This window comes from Stenotrophomonas sp. YJH_SMC_120 (assembly GCF_059368675.1).
Genome location: NZ_JCAFRY010000009.1, coordinates 91,267 through 113,303 on the forward strand (window position 1 = coordinate 91,267; position 22,037 = coordinate 113,303).

Annotated in this window: 24 protein-coding genes; 10 read left to right on the plus strand and 14 right to left on the minus strand. The window is 67.6% G+C overall.

The window, feature by feature from the left end; all coding sequences use genetic code 11:
- Positions 1-26 precede the first annotated feature (26 nt).
- Both AC5P60_RS12670 and AC5P60_RS12675 read right to left on the minus strand, forming a co-directional pair.
- Positions 27-566: a DUF924 family protein gene (locus tag AC5P60_RS12670; protein WP_495201750.1), complete on the minus strand. Its 540-nt coding sequence runs from the start codon at positions 564-566 to the stop codon at positions 27-29.
- Positions 567-609: 43 nt separating this feature from the next.
- Entirely contained in the window at positions 610-1,386 is a 777-nt protein-coding gene (locus AC5P60_RS12675; protein WP_005414446.1) for an AMP nucleosidase, read from the minus strand.
- 152 nt (positions 1,387-1,538) lie between these two features.
- Here AC5P60_RS12675 and AC5P60_RS12680 point away from each other — a divergent pair, with 152 nt between their 5' ends.
- The 5 genes from AC5P60_RS12680 (at position 1,539) to AC5P60_RS12700 (ending at position 6,336) form a co-directional block, all read left to right on the plus strand.
- Positions 1,539-2,948: an amidohydrolase gene (locus AC5P60_RS12680; RefSeq protein ID WP_483693616.1), complete on the plus strand. Its 1,410-nt coding sequence runs from the start codon at positions 1,539-1,541 to the stop codon at positions 2,946-2,948.
- Complete coding sequence (locus AC5P60_RS12685; protein ID WP_024956047.1) at positions 2,948-4,231, plus strand: amidohydrolase family protein; 1,284 nt, start codon at positions 2,948-2,950, stop codon at positions 4,229-4,231. The genes AC5P60_RS12680 and AC5P60_RS12685 overlap by 1 nt, the downstream gene beginning before the upstream one ends.
- 20 nt (positions 4,232-4,251) lie before the next feature.
- On the plus strand, positions 4,252-4,884 hold the full coding sequence (locus AC5P60_RS12690) for a 2-hydroxychromene-2-carboxylate isomerase (RefSeq protein WP_049433577.1): 633 nt from the start codon (positions 4,252-4,254) through the stop codon (positions 4,882-4,884).
- Positions 4,885-4,978: 94 nt separating this feature from the next.
- Positions 4,979-5,920 (plus strand): DegV family protein, encoded by a 942-nt coding sequence (locus AC5P60_RS12695; RefSeq protein WP_005410997.1) that lies wholly within the window; start codon positions 4,979-4,981, stop codon positions 5,918-5,920.
- A gap of 77 nt (positions 5,921-5,997) precedes the next feature.
- Entirely contained in the window at positions 5,998-6,336 is a 339-nt protein-coding gene (locus AC5P60_RS12700) for a hypothetical protein (RefSeq protein WP_005410998.1), read from the plus strand.
- Positions 6,337-6,448: 112 nt separating this feature from the next.
- Here the strand turns inward: AC5P60_RS12700 and AC5P60_RS12705 are convergent, their stop codons facing one another.
- The 4 genes from AC5P60_RS12705 to AC5P60_RS12720 all read right to left on the minus strand — a co-directional run bounded on the left by AC5P60_RS12705 (position 6,449) and on the right by AC5P60_RS12720 (position 11,562).
- On the minus strand, positions 6,449-7,861 hold the full coding sequence (locus AC5P60_RS12705) for an efflux transporter outer membrane subunit (RefSeq protein ID WP_164208755.1): 1,413 nt from the start codon (positions 7,859-7,861) through the stop codon (positions 6,449-6,451).
- Entirely contained in the window at positions 7,858-8,940 is a 1,083-nt protein-coding gene (locus AC5P60_RS12710) for an HlyD family secretion protein (RefSeq protein WP_012481236.1), read from the minus strand. The genes AC5P60_RS12705 and AC5P60_RS12710 overlap by 4 nt, the downstream gene beginning before the upstream one ends.
- 21 nt (positions 8,941-8,961) lie before the next feature.
- Positions 8,962-10,491, minus strand: a complete 1,530-nt coding sequence (locus tag AC5P60_RS12715) for an MFS transporter (RefSeq protein ID WP_033835214.1) — start codon at positions 10,489-10,491, stop codon at positions 8,962-8,964.
- Positions 10,492-10,644: 153 nt separating this feature from the next.
- Entirely contained in the window at positions 10,645-11,562 is a 918-nt protein-coding gene (locus tag AC5P60_RS12720) for a LysR family transcriptional regulator (protein WP_033835215.1), read from the minus strand.
- Between the two features lie 141 nt (positions 11,563-11,703).
- Between AC5P60_RS12720 and AC5P60_RS12725 the strand changes: the two genes are divergently transcribed.
- Together AC5P60_RS12725 and AC5P60_RS12730 are read left to right on the plus strand one after the other, a co-directional pair.
- The gene (locus AC5P60_RS12725) at positions 11,704-12,150 is read left to right on the plus strand and encodes a universal stress protein (RefSeq protein WP_049403545.1); all 447 of its coding nucleotides are present in this window, start codon (positions 11,704-11,706) and stop codon (positions 12,148-12,150) included.
- Positions 12,151-12,155: 5 nt separating this feature from the next.
- Positions 12,156-12,626, plus strand: a complete 471-nt coding sequence (locus tag AC5P60_RS12730; protein ID WP_483693617.1) for a hypothetical protein — start codon at positions 12,156-12,158, stop codon at positions 12,624-12,626.
- A 39-nt stretch (positions 12,627-12,665) separates the two neighbouring features.
- On the opposite strand, the gene AC5P60_RS12735 is transcribed toward AC5P60_RS12730, so the two are convergent.
- The 6 genes from AC5P60_RS12735 to AC5P60_RS12760 all read right to left on the minus strand — a co-directional run bounded on the left by AC5P60_RS12735 (position 12,666) and on the right by AC5P60_RS12760 (position 17,955).
- A complete protein-coding gene (locus AC5P60_RS12735; protein WP_483693618.1) occupies positions 12,666-14,111 on the minus strand; it encodes a GGDEF domain-containing protein in 1,446 nt (481 codons plus the stop codon).
- A gap of 161 nt (positions 14,112-14,272) precedes the next feature.
- Positions 14,273-15,103, minus strand: a complete 831-nt coding sequence (gene fghA, locus AC5P60_RS12740) for an S-formylglutathione hydrolase (RefSeq protein ID WP_483693619.1) — start codon at positions 15,101-15,103, stop codon at positions 14,273-14,275.
- A gap of 63 nt (positions 15,104-15,166) precedes the next feature.
- Positions 15,167-15,526: a YqcC family protein gene (locus AC5P60_RS12745; protein ID WP_049433572.1), complete on the minus strand. Its 360-nt coding sequence runs from the start codon at positions 15,524-15,526 to the stop codon at positions 15,167-15,169.
- An 8-nt stretch (positions 15,527-15,534) separates the two neighbouring features.
- Complete coding sequence (locus tag AC5P60_RS12750) at positions 15,535-16,644, minus strand: S-(hydroxymethyl)glutathione dehydrogenase/class III alcohol dehydrogenase (protein ID WP_032960685.1); 1,110 nt, start codon at positions 16,642-16,644, stop codon at positions 15,535-15,537.
- A 58-nt stretch (positions 16,645-16,702) separates the two neighbouring features.
- Entirely contained in the window at positions 16,703-16,978 is a 276-nt protein-coding gene (frmR, locus tag AC5P60_RS12755; RefSeq protein WP_005411009.1) for a formaldehyde-responsive transcriptional repressor FrmR, read from the minus strand.
- A gap of 71 nt (positions 16,979-17,049) precedes the next feature.
- On the minus strand, positions 17,050-17,955 hold the full coding sequence (locus tag AC5P60_RS12760; protein ID WP_049433571.1) for a LysR family transcriptional regulator: 906 nt from the start codon (positions 17,953-17,955) through the stop codon (positions 17,050-17,052).
- 129 nt (positions 17,956-18,084) lie between these two features.
- On the opposite strand from AC5P60_RS12760, the gene AC5P60_RS12765 reads away from it, so the two are divergent.
- The gene (locus AC5P60_RS12765; RefSeq protein WP_495201751.1) at positions 18,085-19,188 is read left to right on the plus strand and encodes an alkene reductase; all 1,104 of its coding nucleotides are present in this window, start codon (positions 18,085-18,087) and stop codon (positions 19,186-19,188) included.
- Between the two features lie 101 nt (positions 19,189-19,289).
- On the opposite strand, the gene AC5P60_RS12770 is transcribed toward AC5P60_RS12765, so the two are convergent.
- Complete coding sequence (locus AC5P60_RS12770) at positions 19,290-19,967, minus strand: SMI1/KNR4 family protein (protein ID WP_483693620.1); 678 nt, start codon at positions 19,965-19,967, stop codon at positions 19,290-19,292.
- A gap of 114 nt (positions 19,968-20,081) precedes the next feature.
- On the opposite strand from AC5P60_RS12770, the gene AC5P60_RS12775 reads away from it, so the two are divergent.
- Positions 20,082-20,498 (plus strand): VOC family protein, encoded by a 417-nt coding sequence (locus tag AC5P60_RS12775; RefSeq protein WP_483693621.1) that lies wholly within the window; start codon positions 20,082-20,084, stop codon positions 20,496-20,498.
- Positions 20,499-20,510: 12 nt separating this feature from the next.
- On the opposite strand, the gene AC5P60_RS12780 is transcribed toward AC5P60_RS12775, so the two are convergent.
- Complete coding sequence (locus tag AC5P60_RS12780) at positions 20,511-21,206, minus strand: DAPG hydrolase family protein (protein ID WP_088429203.1); 696 nt, start codon at positions 21,204-21,206, stop codon at positions 20,511-20,513.
- 76 nt (positions 21,207-21,282) lie between these two features.
- Here AC5P60_RS12780 and AC5P60_RS12785 point away from each other — a divergent pair, with 76 nt between their 5' ends.
- A complete protein-coding gene (locus tag AC5P60_RS12785) occupies positions 21,283-21,945 on the plus strand; it encodes a TetR/AcrR family transcriptional regulator (RefSeq protein ID WP_024956057.1) in 663 nt (220 codons plus the stop codon).
- The last annotated feature ends 92 nt before the right edge of the window (positions 21,946-22,037 follow it).

Consider the following 22,037-nt stretch of genomic DNA (forward strand, 5'->3'; position numbering starts at 1 on the left):
ACTTAATCCCCTCCGTCCCCTTTTTCTTAGCCGGCGAACCCGCCTTCGGCCAGGTAATCCAGCTCTTCCGCCGTGGGGAAGCGACCGAGCACGGCATTGCGATGCGGGAAACGACCGAAGCGGCGGATGATGTCGCGGTGCAGTTCGGCGTACTGCAGGTATTCCTTGTCACCCAGCACGTCGAACATCGCCACCGAGCGGTCCTGGTCCAGCGGATCCTCGGAGTGCTCGAACGGCAGGTAGATGAAGGCGCGCAGCTTCGGCACCAGCTGCAGATCCAGGCCTTCCTCGATGGCGCGCATGGCGTAATGCCGGGCCAGGCCATCGGTGGCGTAGGAATGGGCAGTACCCCGGAAGCAGTTGCGCGGGAACTGGTCGAGCAGCAGCATCAGGGCCAGCGCCCCTTCGGCACTGCCCAGCCAATGTTCGCGCGCGCGCGAAGCGGCGGCGAAATGCTCATCCAGAAACAACTGGCGGAACTGCACGTCGAACGCGTCGTCGCGGGCGAACCACTTCGCAGGGCCCGCCTCGTTCCAGAATTCCACCACTTGCGCGGCAACGTCCATCACCTACTCCCCAGGGCCGGCGCGCCGCGCCAGGCCATCATCATCATTCGTCGAAGCGCAGGTGGCGGACCGACTTGCCGTTGCGCCGGATAAGCTTAAGCGCCTCGATACCGATCTGGATATGGTTTTCCACGAACTGGGAGCTGACCTTGGCATCGGAGGCTTCGGTCTTGACCCCATCGGGGATCATCGGCTGGTCCGACACCAGCAGCAGCGCACCGCTGGGGATGTGGTTGGCGAAGCCGGCGGCGAACACGGTGGCGGTTTCCATGTCGATGGCCATGCAGCGCATCGCCCGCAGCCGCTCCTTGAAGGCCTCGTCGTGTTCCCAGACCCGGCGGTTGGTGGTGTAGACGGTACCGGTCCAGTAGTCGTGGCCGAGGTCGCGGATCATGGTCGAGACCGCACGCTGCAGCGCGAACGCCGGCAACGCCGGCACTTCCGGCGGCAGGTAGTCACCCGAGGTACCCTCACCACGGATCGCAGCGATCGGCAGCACCAGGTCGCCCAGCTGGTTCTTGCGCTTGAGGCCGCCGCACTTGCCCAGGAACAGCACCGCCTTGGGCATCACCGCCGACAGCAGGTCCATGATGATCGCGGCATTGGGGCTGCCCATGCCGAAGTTGATCATGGTGATGCCGTCGATCGTGGCGCTTGCCATCGGCCGGTCCAGGCCGATGACCGGCGCACCGGTCAGCTCGGAAAAGGTATGCAGGTAGCCGCCGAAGTTGGTCAGCAGGATGTGCTGGCCGAACTGGTCCAGAGGCACACCGGTATACCGGGGCAGCCAGTTGTCGACGATTTCCTGCTTGCTTTTCATGGGCGGTCCGGTACGGCGGGGGACCGGGTATTTTCGGCCACCCGGCCGGTGCAGTCGAGCCGCCGTCGACCGTCCTGTGAAGAAGGTCACTTGGCAAGCCCGCCACCACCGGGCTAGCGTCGGGGGTTGGACCAGGTTGCAAGGGGAACTGCATGGCATCGACGTTGTTGCGCGCCGGGGTGGCCCTGGCGCTGCTTTCATTGAGTACGGCTCCGGCGGTGGGCGCCTCGCGCTTTGTCGCCGATCCCTACCCCAGCACCTACCAGGCGCATCCCGATGCGCCGGTACTGATCCAGAATGGCACCGTGCTGACCGGTACCGGCCAGCGCCTGGACAACGCCGATGTGCTGCTGCGCGACGGCCGCATCGTTGCCGTCGGCCGCCAGCTGCAGGCCGATGCGGGCGTCACCCGCATTGATGCACAGGGCAAGTGGGTCACTCCGGGCCTGATCGACGTGCATTCGCACCTGGGCGTGTATCCCAGCCCGGGTGTCGGTGCGCACAGCGACGGCAACGAGATGACCGCACCGGTCACCGCCAACGTCTGGGCCGAACACTCGGTGTGGCCGCAGGACCCGGGCTTCGCCACCGCGCTGGCCGGCGGCGTGACCAGCATGCAGGTGCTGCCGGGCTCGGCCAACCTTGTCGGTGGCCGCGGCGTGACGCTGAAGAACGTCCCGGCCATCACCTACCAGGCGATGAAGTTCCCCGGTGCGCCGTGGGGCCTGAAAATGGCCTGCGGCGAGAACCCCAAGCGGGTCTATGGCGAGGGCAAGGGCGTGACCCCGGCCACGCGCATGGGCAACGTGGCCGGCTATCGTGCCGCCTTCATCGATGCCGCCGACTACATCGCCAAGAACAAGCCCAAGCCGGCAAAGCGCAAGAGCTGGTTCGGCAGCGACAAGGGCGACAGCGCCGGTGATGCCGGCGGCAAGCGCGATCTCAAGCTGGACACACTGGCCGGCGCGATCGAAGGCGACATCCGCGTGCACATCCACTGCTACCGCGCCGACGAGATGGCCACCATGCTCGATCTGGCCAAGGAATTCGGCTTCAAGGTAGCCGCCTTCCACCACGGCGTGGAGGCCTACAAGCTGGCCGACAGGCTGGCCGCCGACGGCGTCTGCGGTGCGCTGTGGGCCGACTGGTGGGGCTTCAAGATGGAAGCCTTCGACGGCATTCCGGAGAACATCGCGCTGGTCGACCGGCCGAAGAACAGCTGCGCCATCGTCCACTCCGATTCACCCGAGGGCATCCAGCGCCTGAACCAGGAAGCGGCCAAGGTGATGGCGTCCGCGCGCCGCGCGCGCATGCCGGAGATCACGCCCGAACACGCCATCACCTGGATGACCGCCAACGCCGCCAAGGCGCTGGGCATTGAAGGCCAGACCGGCACCCTGGAGGCCGGCAAGATGGCCGACGTGGTGGTCTGGAACGGCAACCCCTTCAGTTCGTATGCGCTGGCCGAGCAGGTCTTCATTGATGGCCGCAGGTTGTACGACCGCAGTGCACCGGCAGCGCCGCCGCGTTCTGATTTCCAGCTTGGCCAGGAGGTGCGCTGATGGTGGTGCTCAAGCAGTTGACGCAGTCTGCCGCGAAGGGCAGCCGAGCATGGTTCGGCGCTACTGTCATGGTGCTGGCCTGCATCTCCGCATCCGCACAGGCACAGGACCTGCTGGTGCGCAACGCAACGGTGCACACGGCCAGCGCACGCGGCAGCCTGCACAACGCCGATGTGCTGGTCCAGGGTGGCATCATCCGCGCGGTCGGCCCCGGCCTGTCCGCGCCGGCCGGGGCGACCGTGGTCGAAGCCAATGGCAGGCCGCTGACCCCGGCCCTGTTCGGTGGCATCACCGAAACCGGCATCGAAGAGGTCTCGGGTGAATCGAGCACGGTGGACAGTTCGTTGAAGCTCGGCGAGCAGCCGCTGCGCCCGGAATTCGACGTCACCCTCGCCTACAACCCGGCCTCGGTGCTGATTCCGGTCACGCGCCTGGAAGGCATCGGCTTCACTGCATTGGGGGCAGCCACTGGTGGTGGTTTCGTGGCCGGTCAGGGCGGCGTAATGCGGCTGGACGGCAGCGCCGACCCGATCGGCCCGCGTGCCCTGTTCCTGCGCATCGGCGCGGCCGCCTCCGAACTGACCGGCCATTCGCGCGCCGCGCAATGGATGCTGCTGCAACAGATGGTCGACGAAGCACGCGGCCAGGTTGCTGTGGATTCTCCGCACGCGCTGTTGACCCCGGCCGGGCGCCGTACGCTCAGTCGCTACCTGGCCGGCCAGGGCCGCATCGTGGTGGAGGTGGATCGTGCCTCGGACATCCGCCAGCTGCTGCGCTGGGCCACACGCGAGAAGGTAAAGATCGCCATTGCCGGTGCCAGCGAAGCCTGGCAGGTCGCGCCGGAGCTGGCCGCTGCGCACGTGCCGGTATTCGTCGACGTGCTGGCCAACCTGCCGGCCAGCTTCGATCAGCTCGGTGCCACCCTGGAAAACGCCGCGCGCCTGCAGCGTGCCGGCGTGGCGGTTTCTTTCGTGCAGCGCGGCGACGCCACCCACAATGCGCGCAAGATGCGCCAGCTGGCTGGCAATGCAGTGGCCAACGGCCTGCCCTGGGCTGACGGTCTGGCCGGGCTGACCCGGGTACCCGCACAGGCGTTCGGCGTGGCCGACCAGATCGGCAGCATCGAGCCCGGCAAGCGCGCCGACCTGGTGCTGTGGGAAGGCGACCCGCTGGACGTGGCGCACTATGCCGAACAGGTCTGGCTGGGCGGCCGTGCGATGCCGATGCGCTCGCGCCAGACCGACCTGCGTGATCGCTACCTGCAGCGCAATGCGCAGCCCTGACCGCATTGAAGGACACCACCATGGCCACCCTGCGCTGGTACTTCGACTTCGTCTCGCCCTACTCCTACCTGCACTGGCAGAAGCTGAAACAGTTGCCGCAGTTCGCGCAGATCCAGACCGTGCCGATCGCCTTCGGCGCGGTGCTGCATCACCTGGGCAATCTCGGGCCGGCCGAGATTCCGGCCAAGCGCCGTTTCATCTACCGCCAGCTGCAATGGACCGCGCAGGCCGAGGGCACGCCGATGCGCTTCCCGCCCGGCCATCCGTTCAATCCGTTGTCGGCGCTACGCCTGTGCCTGGCCGCCGGAGCCAGCGCACAGGCGGTGGACGTGCTGTTCGACTGGATCTGGCGCGACGGCCATGCCGGTGACAGCGCCGAAGCCCTGCGCGAACCAGGTGCGCAGCTGGGCATCGAGGATGTCGCCAGCGCCATCGCCGCCCCGGCGGTCAAGGAACAGTTGCGGCGCAACACCGAGGCCGCAATCGGCGCCGGGGTGTTCGGGGTCCCAACCCTGGCCATCGACCAGGAACTGTTCTGGGGCAACGACGCCCATCCGCTGATGGCGGCCGTGCTGGCCGATCCTGCCCTGCTGCAGCAGCCCGAATGGCAACGCCTGGACAGCCTGCCGGTGGCGGTGCAGCGCGATCGCTGAACAGGGGTGGCGCGTTTCCCTCGGGCGCGGGCTCTGGTTTTGAGATAGATTTCACGTTTCCGAACCTACAACCGCCCTGGAGGGGGAGCCGCGGATGCGCATCGGAATCGTCGTCGACTCGGCCTGCGACCTGCCGCAGGACTTCATTGCCGAGCACAACATCGTGCTGCTGCCGATCACCGTCCGCATCGGCGAAGCCGTGCTGGCCGATCACCGCGATGAGCAGGCCACGCTGAGCTTCCTGCACGCGCACGTGGCCGAACACGGCGCCGAGGCGGAAACCATTCCCTTCAGTGTCAACCAGATCCGCGACCTGTTCCTGCAGCAGCTGGTGATCGATTACGACCACGTGTTCTGCATGACCATCACCAAGACCCGCAGCCCGATCCACGACAACGCACTGCAGGCCAGCTTCGCCATCCTCAACGACTACAAGCCGGTGCGCCAGGCGGCAGGCTACAACTCACCGTTCGCGCTGCGCGTGCTCGATACCCAGAACCTGTTCGCCGCGCAGGCGGTTACGGCGGTGGAAGCCGTGCGCCTGCGCGAGAGCAACGCCAGCGTGCAGCAGATCCGCGAGCGGCTGGAGGAACTGGCGGGCAACGTGCACGGCTACATGGTCACCCGTGACCTGTACTACATGCGCGCGCGCGCACGGCACAAGGGCGACCGCAGTGTCGGCCTGCTCAGTGCGGCGCTGGGCAGCGCGCTGGACATCAAGCCGGTGCTGCACGGCTACCGCGGCGAAACCGGGCCGGTAGCCAAGATCAAGGGCTTCGACAATGCCGTGCAGAAGCTGTTCGCGGTGGTCGGCCAGCGCGTACGTGCCGGACTGATGACGCCGACGGTGTGCGTCAGCTACGGCGGAGAACTGGACGAGCTGCGTGCCCTGCCCGGCTACGCACAGCTGAAAGAGGTCTGCGCCACCCATGGCGTGACCGTGTACGAATCGGTGATGAGCCTGACCGGCATGGTCAACGTCGGCAAGGGCGCGGTCACCGTAGGCTTCGCCGATGGGCCGCATCGGTTCGAATGAGCGCTGGCCACGGCCGGAATCTGCACATCGATTCCACTGCGGTTGTGCCAGTCTTGCCGCACTTCAAGGAGAACTCCATGCCTGCGCAGTACCACATCAGCCTGCCCGACCCGTCCAAGGCCCGTGGCAATGACCCTGACCTGTCCTTCCACTCGCAGGGCGCCGCCGGTTTCGCCGAAGAGCTGCAGGACGCCCTGCGCAGCGGCACGCTGTTCGAGCGCTGGAAGGCGAAGCAGCCCGACCCGGACGCGGTGGAACCGCAGTGGGGCGTGACCGATCCGGAGGCCACCGTGACCGGCGAGCAGAAGGACCTGCGCATCAACCTGGTCGCCACCACCCGCATCGACAGTGACGTGTTCAAGCAGCGCCTGCGCCTGCTGGCCGGCAGCCACTGGGAACTGCGCGACGTGCGTTGAGGCCCTGCCCTGGTAGTTGCCAACCTTGGTTGGCAACTACCGGGACGCGAGGTAGTGCCGGCCGCTGGCCGGCATCCGCAACATCCATGAAGGTGCCGGCCAGCGGCCGGCACTACCAGCCTCCACCCAGCGCGCGGTACAGCTCTACACGCGCGATCGCGGCGGTGGCCTGGCTGTTGGCCAGCGCGGCCTGGTTGTCCAGTGCGATGCGCTGGGTGGTCAGCACGTCCAGCATGTCGACCACGCCGGCCTGGTACTGCCGGCGCGCCGCCCCCAGTGCCGTCTCGCTCTCATCCACTGCCACGTGCAGCTGCACCGTGCGCTGCTGCTCGGCACTGTAGCCATCCATGGCGTCATCCACTTCGTGCCATGCCTGCAGCACGGTACGGCTGAACTGCAGGGCCGACTGTTGCTGCTGCAGCCTGCTCAGCGCGAGATTGGCCTTCAGCCGTCCGCCCTGGAAGATCGGCAGGCTGATCGACGGACCGATGCTGAAACGGTGCGCGTTCCAGCCATCCAGATCATCGAGCTGCTTGGCCTGGAAGCCGGCGTCGCCATTCAAGGTGATGCGCGGCAGGAAACTGGCCTTGGCCACGCCGATGCCTGCCGTTGCCGCATGCAGTGCCGCTTCGGCACGACGGATGTCCGGGCGACGCTCGGCCAGTTCACTGGGCAGCCCCATCGCTACGGCCGGCAACGCCGGCCAGTCACGGCGTGCATCCTGCAGCTGCGCGTCCAGCGCCTGCGGCGGCTGCGCCAGCAGGAACGCCAGCGCATTGCGCAGCTGCGATTCGCGATGCCGCAACGGCGCGATGCGTGCCTGCAGCGATGCCACCTGCGCGGCCGCGCTGGACACCTGCAGCGTGCTGGCCACACCCTGGCGTTGGCGTGCTTCGGTCAGGCGTTTGATGTCGTGGGCGATGCTGAGGTTGTCCTCGGTGATCGCCAGCAGCTGCCGCGTCGCGCGCAGCTGCAGATAATCACGCGCGGTTTCCGCCAGCAGCGCGATGCGCGCTGCATGTGCATCCTCCTCGGCCATCTGCACGCGCGCTTCGGCCGCTTCCACCTGGCGCCGCACGCGGCCCCACAGGTCCAGTTCCCAGCTCAGGCCGATACCGGCCTGGAACAGCCCGTAGTCATCACGGCCGCCGTTGCCGGACGGATCATTCAGGCCCACCTCGCTGTTGCGTGCACGCACGCCACTGGCGCTCGCGCTGACGCTGGGCAGGCGATCGGCGCCGGTGATGCCGCGTGCAGCACGGCTCTGCTGCACGCGGTTGGCCGCCAGCTGCAGGTCCAGGTTGGCCGCCAGCACCTGGTTGGCCAGCTGCCCCAGCAGCGGATCGTCGAAACCGGCCCACCAGGCCGCGTCCTGGTCGATGGCGTTGCCGGCGACGGCCTCACCCTGCCAGTGGCTGGGCAGTTCCGCCTGCGGGCGTACGAAGTCCGGACCCATCGTGCAGGCAGCCAGGGCCGTGCACAGGCTGGTCGCAACGAAGGTGCGGAACACGGTGACTGCGCTCATGCGCCCTCCCCGCTCTTGTGGCCCGGACTGTGCTGCACGCTCTGCGCGCGCGCGCGGCTGCCCAGGTCAACGCTGGCTTCCACCGACATGCCGGCACGCAGCTGGTCCAGCAGCGGCTGGCCCGGCTCCAGCACGATCTTCACCGGAATGCGCTGCACCACCTTGGTGAAGTTGCCGGTGGCGTTCTCTGGTGCGACGGCAGCAAAGGTGACGCCGGTGGCTGGTGCAATGCTGTCGATGTGCCCGCGCAGCGGCTTGCCCGGGAATACGTCCACCTTCAGTTCGACCTGCTGGCCGGCCTGCATGCGGGTCATCTGCGTTTCCTGGAAGTTGGCGACCACGAAGGCGCGCTTCAGCGGTACCACCGCAGCCACCGGCGTACCCGGCGTCAGGTAGGCACCCACGCGCACTGCGCGGCGACCGACCATGCCATCGATCGGTGCGCGCAGCACGGTGTGCGACAGATCCAGTTCGGCGCGTGCCTGCGCCGCTTCCGCACGCTGCACCGCCGCCTGTGCAGCCTGCACGCCCGCGCTGAGGATGTCGGTGCGCTGACGTGCGGTCGACAGCGCGGCCTGGCCCTGCTGCAGATGCGCACTGGCCACGGCCTGCTTCGACTGCGCCTGCTGCGCGTTCTGCACGGTACCGGCGCCGTCACGGGCCAGTTCGCGGTAACGCTGCTGGTCGGCACTGGCCAGGGTCAGTTCGGAACGGCTGACATCGACACTGGCCCTGGCCTGCGCGATCAACGAGTCCTGCTGGGCCAGTGCGGCCTGCGCATTGGCCAGCTGTGCACGGGCATTGGCGAGGTCGGCACGGGCCGCCTGCAGGGCGACCTGGTAGTCGCGGTCGTCGATGCGGGCCAGCACATCACCGGCCTTCACCGACTGGTTGTCCTCGACTTCCACGGCACTGACGAAGCCGGGAATCTTCGGCGCTACCAGGGTGTAGTCGGCCACCACGTACGCATTGTTGGTGGTCTGGTGGCCGCCATCGCGCAGCAGCAGCCACGCGCCGACGGCCAGGGCCAGCACGCCCAGGCCCAGACCAGTGTTGAGGGTGGTTCGATTGATCGTCATGAGGGGGTTCCTGCGAAAGGTTCAGGCCACGGCACGTGGCGGATGGATGCGGGTGGGCATCCAGGCAATGAGGGGAATGAAGGCCAGCGCCACCAGTGCGACCACCCAGTACAGGTCGGCCGAAGTCAGCGCCTGTACCTGTGCATGCAGGCGCGCGCCCAGCTGCGGGCCATCGGCCAGCCACGGTTGCTCGCCAAGGCGGTCGACCAGCACGGTGGAATGGAAATGACGGCGGCCCTGGGCGACGGCATCCAGCACGCCACCGGCGAGCACGGCAGCGAAGCCCTTGACCGTGTTGAACCAGGCCGAGGCGAACGGGCCGTCCTGCGGCGCCAGGCCGCCGGTGGCCAGCATCAGCAGCGGCAGCACCGCCATCGGTTGCGCGAACACCTGCAGCAGCTGCACCCACAGGAAGTTGTCGCGGATCCAGGCCACGTCCAGGTGCGAGCCCAGCCAGCAGGCCAGCGCCAGCATCGCCAGGCCCGTGGCCTGCACCCAGCGGCAGTCCACCGCGCGGATGTTCAGCAGCGCCGCCACCAGCGGCAGCGCGATCACCTGCGGCAGCGCCACCCACAGCAGCATCGGTGCGGTCTGCAGCGGCCGGTAGCCCTGCACGCTGGCCAGGAACCCGGACGGGATCGAGATCACTGCCAGCAGCACGAACAGCACGCCGCCCAGCGTCACCAGCGAGTAGCTGAGATTGCGGTTGGCCAGCAGCTGCAGCTTGAAGAACGGCAGCGGATGGAACCATTCATTGATCATGAACAGCACCATCAGGCCGGCACCGCCACCGATCATCAGCGTGATCATCGGCGAGTCGAACCAGTTCAGCCGCGGGCCCTGCACCAGGCCCAGCACCAGCAGCACCAGCGCCGGCAGGCCCAGCAGCAGGCCGACGCCATCGAACTGGGCAAAACGCTCCAGCCGCAGCGGGTCCTGCGGCAGGCCCCAGCCGACCATCGCCATGGCGGCCAGGCAGTACGGCACGATCTGCCAGAACGCCCAGTGCCAGCCCACCTGCTCGACCCAGAACGCGGCCAGCGGCGTGCCCATGCTTGGGCCGAACGTCGCCGTCAGCGCGTAGCCGGCCAGGCCATACAGCTTGATGCCCGGGGGCAGGAAGCGCAGCGCCACGCTCATCAGCAGCGGCGGCAGCGCGCCACCGCACAGACCCTGCAGCGCGCGCAGCAGCAGGAACACCTGCAGGTTCGGGGCAAGCGGGCACAGCACGCCCAGCACCATGAAGCCACCGATCATCGCCAATGCGAAGCGGCGCAGCGAGAAGGTGGCGGCACACCACGGTGCGAAGGCCATCGCGCTGACCGACATCGCGCTGTAGAGGGCGACGACCCAGCTGCCGTCGTCGACGCTGAAACCCATCGCGCCACGGATGTCGGCCAGGGCGACCTTGGTGATGTTCTCGTTGAAGCCCGACACCAGCACCGCCAGCAGCACGCCACACAGGCCGACCAGAATGCGGCGATCGAGCCCGGGGGCGGCGGCAGGACGGGGCGCTGCGGCGGCCGGGACAGCGGCGGCCGGCGTACTCATCGCCGGGCACCTATCCGTGCGGTGCACGGCATGTTGGGGGTCATTGGAATGCGCTCAGTGAAACTCCGGGGAGCGCAGTCTAGGGAGCCGGTACCCTGCGAAAAATGGCGCGACCCGCATCCCAGGCGTGCGCCAGGCGCACGCCTGCAGATGTCAGCGCGGGGCCTCCCCTGCGCTTTCGCACATGGTCTTGATCGAGCGCCGCAGCCACTGGTGGGCGGCGTCGTTGTCCAGGCGTGGATGCCAGGCCTGCACGATGGCGGCGGTCCGCACCGGGATCGGCAGCGGGAACAGGCGCAGCGGCAGGCGCATGCTGACGATCCGCTCCAGCATCACGCTCGGCATCTGCGGCAGGATCAGGTCCGATTCGGCCGCCGCGAAGATCGCGCCGTGGAAGGTCGGGCTGATCAGCGCCACCCGCCGCTGCAGGCCCAGCGCGGCCAGATCATCGTCGATCGGACCACGCGGCAGGCCGCGGCGCGACACCGCGATGTGGTCGCAGGCGGCAAAACGCTCGGCGCTGATCTCCTCATCGAACAACGGATGATCTTCGCGCGCGGCGCCCATGAACGAGGTACTGAACAGGTTCTGCACCTTGGTATCGGGCGCATGCTTGCCGGCCGTGCTGATGTACAGGTCGATCCGGCCCTGCGCCATCGCATCGTCGTCGGTATCGCCTTCGGGCACGAAGCGCAGCACTGCGCGCGGCGCCTGCTGGCGGAACAGCTCGCGCAGGCGTCCGCCGAAACCACCGACGAACACATCATTGGCACGCACGCTGAAGGTCCGCTCGAGCACGCGCATGTCTACTTCGCGACCGGCGTTGAAGACGCGGTGGGCCTGCTCGATCACATCGCGGACCTGCTCGCGCAGCTGCAGGGCGCGGGGCGTGGGCGCCAGACCGCGGCCGGCACGAACCAGCACCGGGTCGCCCAGCGCGGTGCGGACCCGGCCCAGGGTACGGCTCATCGCCGGCGCGCTCAGGTTCATCCGGCGCGCGGCGGCGGCCACGCTGCATTCGTCAATCAGCACGTCCAGTGCCAGCAACAGGTTCAGGTCCGGCAGGGGCATGAGAGTCTCCAGTAAATCAGATGACTTTACGGCACTTGCAACCACGGTGGATTGCGTTCGACGCATTCATTGACTGCCGCGCACGGCATGGGTGCGCGCGGTGACATCGGCGACCATCCCCGGCCTGCCAAGGAGACATCCATGTTCAATACCCTGCTGGTCGCCCTGGATGGTAGCCCCCAGCACGCACGCGTGCTGGACCTGGCCGCCGCCATCGCCGGCCCCCACAGCCGCCTGCACCTGCTGTGCGTGCTCGACCCCGAATTCGCGCTGGCGGCCAATGCCAGCGAAGCCGACCGCATCGAGTACCCGGAAGCCGCCCGCCAGCGCTCGCGGGCCGAAGCAGTGCTGGCCGAAGCCCTGGCCGAGCTGTGCGAACGCGGCGTCGACGCCATCGCGCAGATTCCCTCCGGCGACCCGGGCGAAGTGATCAGCGAGCAGGCCCGGCGCCTGAAGTGCGACCTGATCGTCATCGGCCACCGCCACCTGTCCCGGCTGGAACGCCTGTTCGAACCCTCGATCGGGCAATGGACCATCGACCACGCGCCCTGTCCGGTGCTGGTGGAAACCCGCGACCCACAGCCCTAGCCACCATGGCCTCCCGTTCCCCGTCGTTTCCCACCCGGGTCAACTACCGCGCCTTCGGTCGACAGTTCGGCCGCGGCGAACAGGCGCTGCTGGGCGCGATACGGCAGTTGCGCGACCCCGATCTGCAGGCCGATGGCCTTGCCCAGCTGAGCGGACTCGGGGTTGGCCAGGAGGGATGCGACGCCTTCATCGGCCTGCTGCCGCTGCTGGCCACCCCCGCCGCTCCGATCGATCTGCTGCCGGCCGGCTCTCCCTTCATTGCCGCCAGCGAGCTGGACCTGCTGGTCTGCCTGCTGCGCATCGCACAATGGCGGCATGCGCGGCCCCGCGAAGACGACACGCTGGCACCGTTGCGCCGTCAACTGGCACGCTGTGCGATGGCCGTGCAGGCGGCAAACCTGCCGTTGCGGCAGCGCTCGTTGTCACCGGTCGGGCTGAGGCTGCTCGATCCGACCGGCTGGTTGCGGCAGCGATAAGCCGTCGCGTCCCCCGTGTGATCGCATGCAGAGAGCTGCTCAGCAGTCCATCGTTCCGTGCGTGCTGCCCTCGTCGTCCAGCACGTGCGCATGCAGGATCACCTGGTTGCGGCCAGCCCGCTTGGCGGCATACAGGCCGGCATCGGCGTCTGCCAGCAACTGATCGGCACTGGCCAGAGCCGGCGGATGCAGGTAACCCACGCCGACGCTGATGCTGACGGGGCCTTCCGGCAATGGCAGCGCTTCGACCGCTTCGCGCAGCCGCTCGGCCAGCGCCAGCACGCCCGACAACGGGCTTCCGGGCACGATGACGGCGAACTCTTCACCGCCATAACGCGCAACGCTGTCACCACCGCGACCGGCTATGGCCTTCAGCACCCCGGCCACCGCTTGCAGGCAACGATCACCGGCTGGATGGCCGTGCTGGTCGTTGAAGGCCTTGAAGTGGTCGATATCCACCAGCAGCAGGCCCAGCTCGGTGCCGCTGCGCCGTGCGCGATTCCACTCGGACGTCAGCCGTGCGTCGAACTCGCGGCGGTTGGCCACGCCGGTCAGGCCATCCTGCCGCGCCAGTTGATCCAGTGCTGCCTGGCGTTCCAGAAGATCGGTCTGCAGCAGGACGCTGCGCAGGCCGAAGCCAAGGGTGGCTACGACGAAGCCGGCAACGGCCAACGGCCGCGCATGATCGACCACCAGCGTGCCGACCACCAGCAGCAGCAATGGTAGGATGATCGGACCGGCGGCCTGCACCGTCCTCGCCAGCCGCGGGTGTGCCGTGGTGCCTGTGTCCGGCGCCGTGTCCAGCGCCAAGCAGGCGATCAGCAGAAAAGGTACGTCGATCAGCAGATCGTTGAACGCACCGAATGCATCATCGGAGGTGTAGTGGTTGATGTAGTAGGCCACCAGCAGATAGGCCAGTGCGTACAGCGCCAGTGCGCGGAAGAACCTGCGCCGTTCGGGCACGTCGCCGGCCAGCCATCGCACCACGGCGAACGCGGCGATACACAGGTTCTGGATGTCGAACATGCGCTGCATGTTGGACATCGCATGGGCGTCGACCTCGACACGGGCGGCGAACGATGCGGTGTGCACGAAGAACAGCACACCCAGCAGCGCCGCCATCGCCGCGTCGATCAGGCTGATGCTCAGGCGCTCGCGGCGTGCCCGCGCCAGGATGAACACCAGGGGCACGCCATACAGCACGTACAACAACAGGCTGACGCGTGGGGTGAAGTCAGCCCGGCCGGCACCCAGCGCATCCACCATGTTGAACGTCATGCCGCCGGCCCACAGCAGCAGTGCCATCGCGGTAGAACGCCAGCCCAGAGCGGCGCGGTCACGTTGCGCCCGCACCAGGCACGCGGCGGCGGCCAGCAGCGGTGCGCCGGTCAGGAAAACGAAGGAGCCTACCCCGGCGGGGCCAGGCCACAGGGCCAGCACCAGGCCATGGCACAGCACATACAGCAGCGCCAGCACTACCGGCATGCATCCCCCCGATCCGCAAGGCCGTCTACGCGCACGATAGCGCGGGGCGGCGCCATAAGGGTGTGATCCATCGCTGAAAAAGGGGACGGAGGGGATTAAGTCGTTTGCGGCACAGCGGCAAATGCGACTTAATCCCCTCCGTCCCCTTTTTCCCAGGGCGCTCAGCCCTGCAGGGCGCGGGCGTGGTGGGCGATGTGCTCGCCGATGAAGCTGGCGATGAAGTAGTAGCTGTGGTCGTAGCCGGGCTGCAGGCGCAGGGTCAGCGGATGGCCGGCGGCATCGCAGGCCTGCTGCAGGCGCTGCGGCTGCAGCTGGGTCTGCTGGAACTCGTCCGCCTCGCCCTGGTCGACCAGCAGCGGCAGGCGCTCGTCAGCCATAGCGATCAGCTCGCAGGCATCCCATTGCGCCCAGTCGGCCGGGTTGTCGCCCAGATAGGCATGGAAGGCCTTCTGCCCCCACGGCACGTGGCTGGGCGCGACGATCGGCGAAAACGCCGACACGCTGCGATAGCGCCCGGGGTTACGCAGCGCGATCACCAGCGCGCCATGGCCGCCCATCGAATGGCCACTGATCGCGCGCGCGTCGGTCACCGCGAAGTTCGCCTCGATCAGCGCCGGCAGCTCCTGCGCCACGTAGTCATGCATGCGGTAGTGCTTCGCCCACGGTGCGCGGGTGGCATTGAGGTAGAACCCTGCCCCCTTGCCCAGGTCGTAGCCCTCGACATCGGCCACGTCATCACCGCGCGGGCTGGTGTCGGGCGCAACGATGATCACACCGTGTTCGGCGGCGTAGCGCTGTGCGCCGGCCTTGGTGATGAAGTTCTGCTCGGTGCAGGTCAGGCCGCTCAGCCAGTACAGCACCGGCAGCTTCTGTGTTTCCGCCTGCGGTGGCAGGTACACGGCAAACTGCATGTCGCAGCCCAGCGTGGTCGAATGATGGCGGTAGACGTCCTGCCAGCCGCCAAAACAGGCGCGGTGTTCAATGCGTTCCATGGTGCTCTCCTGCGCGGCGCGTCAGCGCACGCGTGCTTCTGGTAGATGCCGACCTTGGTCGGCTTATCCACGCCCGGCGTGGATGCCTTGGTTGATCAGTTCATCCAGCTGTGCCAGCAGGCGCAGCAACGATTCGACGCCAGGCTGGCCGTCCAGGTTGCGATACGCCGCCACCGCCACGTCGCTGCGCGGTGGCCACTGGCCGTCGGCGCGGGCCTCGTAGAGGCGCGGCAGGAATACCTGCGCAAGCCACTGCTCGAACGGCATGCCATCGTCGCTGCCGAAGGCCGAAGTCACCGCACGCGGTGGTCCCACCTCGCCGTCGACCCAGCCCAGCGCACGCAACGCCTGCTCGATCGACACCACCAGAGCCGCGCGCGGGTCTTCCGCACGCGGCCGGCGCAGGGCATCGAACCAGCCCATGACGCGGCTCAGTAGTGGACCACCGAACGGATCGACTTGCCTTCATGCATCAGGTCGAAGGCGTCGTTGATCTTGTCCAGGTCCATGGTGTGGGTGACGAACGGGGCCAGTTCGATATCGCCCTTCATCGCATCCTCGACCATGCCTGGCAGCTGGCTGCGGCCCTTCACGCCGCCGAAGGCGGTGCCCATCCACTTGCGCCCGGTCACCAGCTGGAACGGACGGGTGGAGATCTCCTGGCCCGAACCGGCCACGCCGATCACCACGCTCTGGCCCCAGCCACGGTGCGCGCATTCCAGCGCCGCGCGCATCACATTGACGTTGCCGATGCACTCGAAGCTGTGGTCCACGCCCCAGGTCGTCATCTCGACGATGACCTGCTGGATCGGCTTATCGAAATCCTTCGGGTTGATGCAGTCGGTGGCGCCGAATTCGCGCGCCAGTTCGAACTTGGACGGATTGGTGTCCACCGCGATGATGCGGCCAGCCTTGGCCTGGCGCGCACCCTGGATCACCGCCAGGCCGATGCCGCCGAGGCCGAACACCGCCACGCTGTCGCCTTCCTGCACCTTGGCGGTGTTGTGCACCGCGCCGATGCCGGTGGTGACGCCGCAGCCGAGCAGGCAGACGTGTTCCGGGTTTGCTTCCGGATTGATCTTCGCCAGCGACACTTCGGCCACCACGGTGTACTCGCTGAAGGTCGAGCAACCCATGTAGTGGTACAGCGGCTCACCGTTGTAGCTGAAGCGGCTGGTGCCATCGGGCATCACGCCCTTGCCCTGGGTCGCGCGCACGGCCACGCACAGGTTGGTCTTGCCGCTCTTGCAGAACAGGCACTCGCCGCACTCGGCGGTGTACAGCGGAATCACGTGGTCGCCCGGCTTGACGCTGGTCACGCCCTCGCCAACTTCAACCACGATGCCGGCGCCTTCATGGCCCAGCACCACCGGGAACAGGCCTTCCGGATCATCGCCGGACAGCGTGAACGCATCGGTGTGGCAGACACCGGTGTGGGTGATCTTCACCAGCACTTCGCCCTTCTTCGGCGGGGCGACGTCGATCTCGACGATCTGCAGCGGCTGGCCGGGACCAAAGGCGACGGCGGCACGGGACTTCATGGTGGACTCTCCAGAGACAGGCAATGACAGGATGGGCGGCGTCATGTTGCGCCGTCGTTTATTTCAGGTACGAACGGATCAACGCGCTCATGTCGCGCACGCGTTCGGCGCGTTGTTCGTCGGAGGCGGCGGGTTGCCCGAACTCCTCGCGCAGATGGGCCTCCATCACCTCGGACATCAGGCCGTTGACCGCGCCACGGATGGCGGCGATCTGCTGCAGCACCGGCCCGCAGTCGGCGCCAGCTTCCAGCGCGCGGTCCAGCGCATCGCACTGGCCACGGATGCGGCGCACGCGGGCCAGGACCTTCTTCTTCTCTTCGGGGGAGTGCGGCATGGCGAGGCCACCTCGGAACTATACTGGGGGACAGTATACAAGCCGAAGTCACGAACTCAATCCTGGCCGGCTCAATCGAACAATCCCTCACCCGCCAACCGGGTCAGCTCATCCACCACGTAGCGCACCTTGGGCCGCAGGTGGCGCGTCGGTGGCCACAGTGCGTGGATATCGATGTGCCGTTGCATGTGCGCATCCAGCACCGACCGCAAAGCGCCGGAATCCAGGTGGCGTCGTACCAGTGAAACCGGCATCTGGCAGATACCAAGCCCGGCGATGGCCGCCTCGATCACCGCGTCGCCGTCATTGAGTTGATACGGCGCATTCGGGATGAATGTCCCTTCGTCCTCCTCGCTACCGATCCGCCACCACACCGGTTGCCCGTGGCGGAAGCCAACAATGCTGCGGTGCTGCGCCAGTTCCTCCACCGTGCGCGGCACGCCGTGGGCCTGCAGGTACTCCGGCGATGCGCAGGTGACCAGTCGCTGGCGCCCCAGCCGCCGCGCCACCAGATGCTCGGCCTGGTGCAGCCCGCCGAAGCGGATCAGCAGGTCGATGCCGTCCTCGACGGGATCGACGAAATGATCGGTGAAGGTCATCGTCAACTGCAGGTCCGGGTACTGCCGGCACAGCCGCAACAGCACCGGCAGCACCACCAGGCGCCCGAACGAGGATGGCATGTCGATGCGCAGCCGCCCGCTGGGCAAGCCGGCCGAACCCAGGCAGGCCTCGGCGGCGGAGATTTCTTCCAGCGCCGCCGCGCACGATGCGTAGTACGCCTCGCCATCGGTGGTCAGCGCGATGCGCCGCGTGGTGCGGTGGAACAGGCGCACCCCCAGCCGCGCTTCCAGCCGGGCGATGGCCTTGCCCACCGCCGAGCGCGAGATACCCAGCGCGTCGGCGGCCTCGGTGAAGCTGCCTGAGCGGGCCGTGGTGACGAACGTGACCAGGCCATTCAACGATTCCAGCGGCAGCATCTATCGCGCTCCATTGGGGACAAATAGTCCCGCACCCAGGGAGATCGAAGCGCTTTATGCGCCCGCATGTCAACTCCATCCTGTGTGCATCGCGCCGCTGGCGCCTTCCCCCGCACCGAGATGACCGACATGACCGCCGTCCTGTTCCGCCCCTTCGACCTTGCAGGCACTTCCCTGCGCAACCGCATCGCGATGGCGCCGATGACCCGTGCCCGCAACCCCGGAGCGGTCGCCAACGAACTCACCGCGCAGTACTACCGGCAGCGCGCCAGCGCCGGCCTGATCATCAGCGAAGGCACGCCTGTCTCGCCGCAGGGCCAGGGCTACATCGACGTGCCGGGCATCTGGTCGGCCGAGCAGGTGGCCGGGTGGAAGCGTGTCACCGAGGTGGTGCATGCCGCACAGGGCACGATCTTCGCCCAGCTCTGGCACGTTGGCCGCATGTCGCATCCCTCGCTGCAGCCCGACGGTGGGCAACCGGTCAGCGCCGGTACCCGCCCGGTGGCCAGCGCACCGAAGAACACCTCGTTCGTGTACCTGGACGATGGCAGCCGCGGCCACGCCGATCCCACTCCGGCACGTGCACTGGAGACTGCGGAGATACCCGGTATCGTCGACGACTTCGTGCGCGGGGCGGACAACGCCATTGCGGCCGGCTTCGACGGCATCGAACTGCATGCCGCCAACGGTTACCTGTTCGAGCAGTTCCTCAACCCGCTCATCAACCAGCGTGATGATCGCTACGGCGGCTCGCTGCCCAATCGTGCGCGCTTGATCCTGGACACCGTCGATGCGATGGCGCAGCGTATCGGTGCGCATCGCATCGGCGTGCGCCTGGCACCGAACAACCTCACCTTCGACATGCCGTTCTATCCCGACAATGAAGCCACCTATCTGTACCTGGCCGAGGAACTGGGCAAGCGCGGGCTGGCCTACGTGCACCTCAACGACAACCTGCAGGCGGGCCGGTCGGTGCTGGGCGAGGCGTTCCTGCGGCAGTTCAGGCAGGCCTACGGTGGCACCGTCATCCTGGCAGGTGGCATGACCCGCGAACGCGCCCTGCAGCTGGTCGAAGCGGGCACCATCGACCTGGCCGCGTTCGGCCAGCCGTTCATCGCCAACCCGGATCTGGTCGAACGCCTGCAGCGCAACATCGCGTTGGCCACGCCCGACCGCAGCACCTATTACGGGGGCGGCGAAGCAGGCTACCTCGACTACCCGGCCGCGGGCTGATCCCCCACGGGGTCGGATCCCTTTCCAACGGAAAGGGCTCTGACCCCTGTTCGGCGCACAAGGCGTCAGAGCCACGCTGCGCGCGGATCCGACCCCGGCCTTCAGGCGTCCTCGCGCACGTAGGCGAACGACTCGTCCAACCGCTCGAAGCCGATCACCTCAGAGACGATGGCCTGTGCATCCTCGTCGCTGATGTTCCCTTCAGCGATATCGTCAACGCGGGCGAACAGCCGCTGCAGGGCTGCGTACTGGTCATCGCGCAGGAACGGCTGGTGGCTCCGCAGCCAGCGCCGCAGGTTGCTGGCCAGCTCGCCGTGCGACAGCAGCGTGTACGGCCCCTGGTAGTCAGCAACGGCTTCGACCATCTTGCGGAACAGGAAATCCTGATAGCTGGCGGCCAGCACATCGGCACGATCATCGTCATGCCACACCAGCACGACGGGGGGCTCGGCAAAGCCGGGCGCGTTGCTCCAGAAGCAGTAGCTGTCGCCGCCGCCGGTCCGCGCAAAGGGCAGCAACTGCAGGTCAGTGCGCAGGGGATTGTAATGATCCTCCGCGGTCAGCTCCTGCCACGCCTCGAGCAGTTCATCGTGTTCCAACGGCTCATAGTCCTGGGCGTACAGCAGCACCGGCGGTTCTGCCTGCAGCGCCGGGAATACCACCTCGGACCATTCCGGATGGGTAGCACCCCAGCTCAACCGACCCGCTGCATGCAACTGCTTGAACAGGGGCGGGAAGGTCTGGCCGGTGGCCTGTTCGATGCCGGATAGCGCGCTCATGGATGTCCTTGTCGATAGAGACCGCCCAGCTTGCCCGAATCCGCGCAGGAGATGAACGGGTCGCAGCACGCGGCAGGACTAGACTGCGACCACCGGATGCCGCCCATCGCTGCCATGAACGCCACTGTCCACAGCTTCATCGTCAACCTCGACGTGCCCGACCTGGCCGCCGCCGAAGACTTCTACATCCGGGCCTTCGGCCTGCGCATCGGCCGCCGTCTCGGCCCGGGCGCCGTGGAGCTGCTCGGTGGGCCAACGCCGCTCTACCTGCTGCACAACGACGCCGGCAGCGCCGCCACCGAAGACGGCGACGTGCGCGACTACGAGCGCCATTGGACGCCGCTGCACCTGGATTGGGTGGTGGATGACATCGAAGCCGCGCTGGTACGTGCAGTCGCAGCCGGAGCGACGCTCGAGCAATCCGTGCGCGAGCGTCGCTGGGGACGCATCGCCGTGCTGGCCGATCCGTTCGGCCACGGCTTCTGCCTGATCCAGTTCAGTGGCGAAGGCTACGACGCACTGGTCGAATGACCGCTGCACCGCTCACCACGGCAACGGCACCGCTTCGCCGTTGGCGCGCTCGCCGTAGTACAGCGACGGCAGCAGGCGCGAGAGGAAACTGAACTCCGTGTAGCAGTGCTTGAGCAGGCCCAGCCCGACGGCATCGCCGGCATCGCGGTGCGGATCGGTGCTGTCCAGGCCGAGCACGAAGCGGCTGCGCAGCACACAGCCAAACGGCGTATCGCGCGCCACGTGCAGCATCTGCCCGTCGCAGGGATCAGCGTTTGCATCCAGGCGGACGTGGTCGCCGAAGCCGATGCGCGCGGCGATCACCGCCGATACATCGCCTGCATCCTGTGCCGCCTGCAGGCGCTCGGGCACCAGCAACGTGCGCGGGTCATGGAACTTCAGGCGCGCCGCCACCGGCGGAATGTCGGCCAGCGATTCCACCGCATGGATGCTGGCGCCGTGGTAGCTGCGCCCGCGCTGCCAGGCCGCGTCCCAGCCGCGATGCTCGACATGATCGACCGGATGCCACCAGCGGATGTGCTGGGTGGTCTCGAAGAAGGTGAACCACCAGTCCAGCATGCGGCCCTTGCAGCCGTGCAGATCGGTGCGCACCGCCACCAGCAGGGTGCCGTCTTCGCGGCGCTGGATGCCGGTCTCCAGATGCATCGGCGCCGGGTCCAGCAGATCGTGGTGGTCCAGCCAGGCGCGTGCGTTCACAGCGGTATCCATCGGGGTCTCCTGCGGTGTTGGGAGTCCCGACAATACGGAAACGTTCTTCGTTTCGCAATTGTCCGGATGCGGTAAGATGGGCGCAATGAACAGCACCACCGTGCCCGAGCCCACATCACCGACCCGCCGCCGCGGCCGCCCTGCGCGGCCGGAAGCCGAAGTCCGCCACGCCGTGCTGCAGGCCACGCTGGAACTGCTGCTGGCGCAGGGCTACGAGGCCACCACCATCGAAGCGGTGGCGGCGCACGCCGGGGTGGCGAAGAAGACCGTCTACCGCCACGCCAGCAACCGCGAGGAACTGGTTGGGTTGGCGGTGCGTGAGTGGACCGACGGCTTCGCGCCACAACTGCAGCGCGATGCGCGCAATGCCCAAGAGGTCGTGCCGTTGCTGCAGGACATCCTGCACGCGGTGTGCGCGCAGGCGCTGTCGGCGCAGGCGGTGCAGGTATTCCGCCTGCTGGCCACCGACTTTCCCGGCAAGGACGCGCTGCTGCAGGCCTATCTGGACAACGGCATCGAACGCGGCCGTGCGCTGCTGGCCGACTGGCTGGCGCGCCAGCAACAGCGTGGGCTGCTGCGCGAGGGAGATCCTGTTCGCATGGCGCGATTGCTGCTGGCGATGGCCGTGGCCGAGCCGCTGCGCGAACGCGTGATCGGTGTGGTGGCCGAGGATGCGCCGGTGGACGTGCACCTGCGCGACTGCGTGGCGTTCTTGGCGCCGGTGTTGCAGGCGCCGTAAGGTTGCCCCATCCACGCGTGGCGTGGATCTACCGGCCGATCCCGATTCGTTGGTCGGCAATGGCCTGCCCCGGTGGGTGCCGACCGTTGGTC

What these genes read in the sequence shown, in the direction of transcription:
- AC5P60_RS12670 (WP_495201750.1), bottom strand. Translation starts at nt 566, where the DNA reads ATGGACGTTGCCGCGCAAGTGGTGGAATTCTGGAACGAGGCGGGCCCT.
- AC5P60_RS12675 (WP_005414446.1), bottom strand. Translation starts at nt 1,386, where the DNA reads ATGAAAAGCAAGCAGGAAATCGTCGACAACTGGCTGCCCCGGTATACC.
- AC5P60_RS12680 (WP_483693616.1), top strand. Translation starts at nt 1,539, where the DNA reads ATGGCATCGACGTTGTTGCGCGCCGGGGTGGCCCTGGCGCTGCTTTCA.
- AC5P60_RS12685 (WP_024956047.1), top strand. Translation starts at nt 2,948, where the DNA reads ATGGTGGTGCTCAAGCAGTTGACGCAGTCTGCCGCGAAGGGCAGCCGA.
- AC5P60_RS12690 (WP_049433577.1), top strand. Translation starts at nt 4,252, where the DNA reads ATGGCCACCCTGCGCTGGTACTTCGACTTCGTCTCGCCCTACTCCTAC.
- AC5P60_RS12695 (WP_005410997.1), top strand. Translation starts at nt 4,979, where the DNA reads ATGCGCATCGGAATCGTCGTCGACTCGGCCTGCGACCTGCCGCAGGAC.
- AC5P60_RS12700 (WP_005410998.1), top strand. Translation starts at nt 5,998, where the DNA reads ATGCCTGCGCAGTACCACATCAGCCTGCCCGACCCGTCCAAGGCCCGT.
- AC5P60_RS12705 (WP_164208755.1), bottom strand. Translation starts at nt 7,861, where the DNA reads ATGAGCGCAGTCACCGTGTTCCGCACCTTCGTTGCGACCAGCCTGTGC.
- AC5P60_RS12710 (WP_012481236.1), bottom strand. Translation starts at nt 8,940, where the DNA reads ATGACGATCAATCGAACCACCCTCAACACTGGTCTGGGCCTGGGCGTG.
- AC5P60_RS12715 (WP_033835214.1), bottom strand. Translation starts at nt 10,491, where the DNA reads ATGAGTACGCCGGCCGCCGCTGTCCCGGCCGCCGCAGCGCCCCGTCCT.
- AC5P60_RS12720 (WP_033835215.1), bottom strand. Translation starts at nt 11,562, where the DNA reads ATGCCCCTGCCGGACCTGAACCTGTTGCTGGCACTGGACGTGCTGATT.
- AC5P60_RS12725 (WP_049403545.1), top strand. Translation starts at nt 11,704, where the DNA reads ATGTTCAATACCCTGCTGGTCGCCCTGGATGGTAGCCCCCAGCACGCA.
- AC5P60_RS12730 (WP_483693617.1), top strand. Translation starts at nt 12,156, where the DNA reads ATGGCCTCCCGTTCCCCGTCGTTTCCCACCCGGGTCAACTACCGCGCC.
- AC5P60_RS12735 (WP_483693618.1), bottom strand. Translation starts at nt 14,111, where the DNA reads ATGCCGGTAGTGCTGGCGCTGCTGTATGTGCTGTGCCATGGCCTGGTG.
- fghA (WP_483693619.1), bottom strand. Translation starts at nt 15,103, where the DNA reads ATGGAACGCATTGAACACCGCGCCTGTTTTGGCGGCTGGCAGGACGTC.
- AC5P60_RS12745 (WP_049433572.1), bottom strand. Translation starts at nt 15,526, where the DNA reads ATGGGCTGGTTCGATGCCCTGCGCCGGCCGCGTGCGGAAGACCCGCGC.
- AC5P60_RS12750 (WP_032960685.1), bottom strand. Translation starts at nt 16,644, where the DNA reads ATGAAGTCCCGTGCCGCCGTCGCCTTTGGTCCCGGCCAGCCGCTGCAG.
- frmR (WP_005411009.1), bottom strand. Translation starts at nt 16,978, where the DNA reads ATGCCGCACTCCCCCGAAGAGAAGAAGAAGGTCCTGGCCCGCGTGCGC.
- AC5P60_RS12760 (WP_049433571.1), bottom strand. Translation starts at nt 17,955, where the DNA reads ATGCTGCCGCTGGAATCGTTGAATGGCCTGGTCACGTTCGTCACCACG.
- AC5P60_RS12765 (WP_495201751.1), top strand. Translation starts at nt 18,085, where the DNA reads ATGACCGCCGTCCTGTTCCGCCCCTTCGACCTTGCAGGCACTTCCCTG.
- AC5P60_RS12770 (WP_483693620.1), bottom strand. Translation starts at nt 19,967, where the DNA reads ATGAGCGCGCTATCCGGCATCGAACAGGCCACCGGCCAGACCTTCCCG.
- AC5P60_RS12775 (WP_483693621.1), top strand. Translation starts at nt 20,082, where the DNA reads ATGAACGCCACTGTCCACAGCTTCATCGTCAACCTCGACGTGCCCGAC.
- AC5P60_RS12780 (WP_088429203.1), bottom strand. Translation starts at nt 21,206, where the DNA reads ATGGATACCGCTGTGAACGCACGCGCCTGGCTGGACCACCACGATCTG.
- AC5P60_RS12785 (WP_024956057.1), top strand. Translation starts at nt 21,283, where the DNA reads ATGGGCGCAATGAACAGCACCACCGTGCCCGAGCCCACATCACCGACC.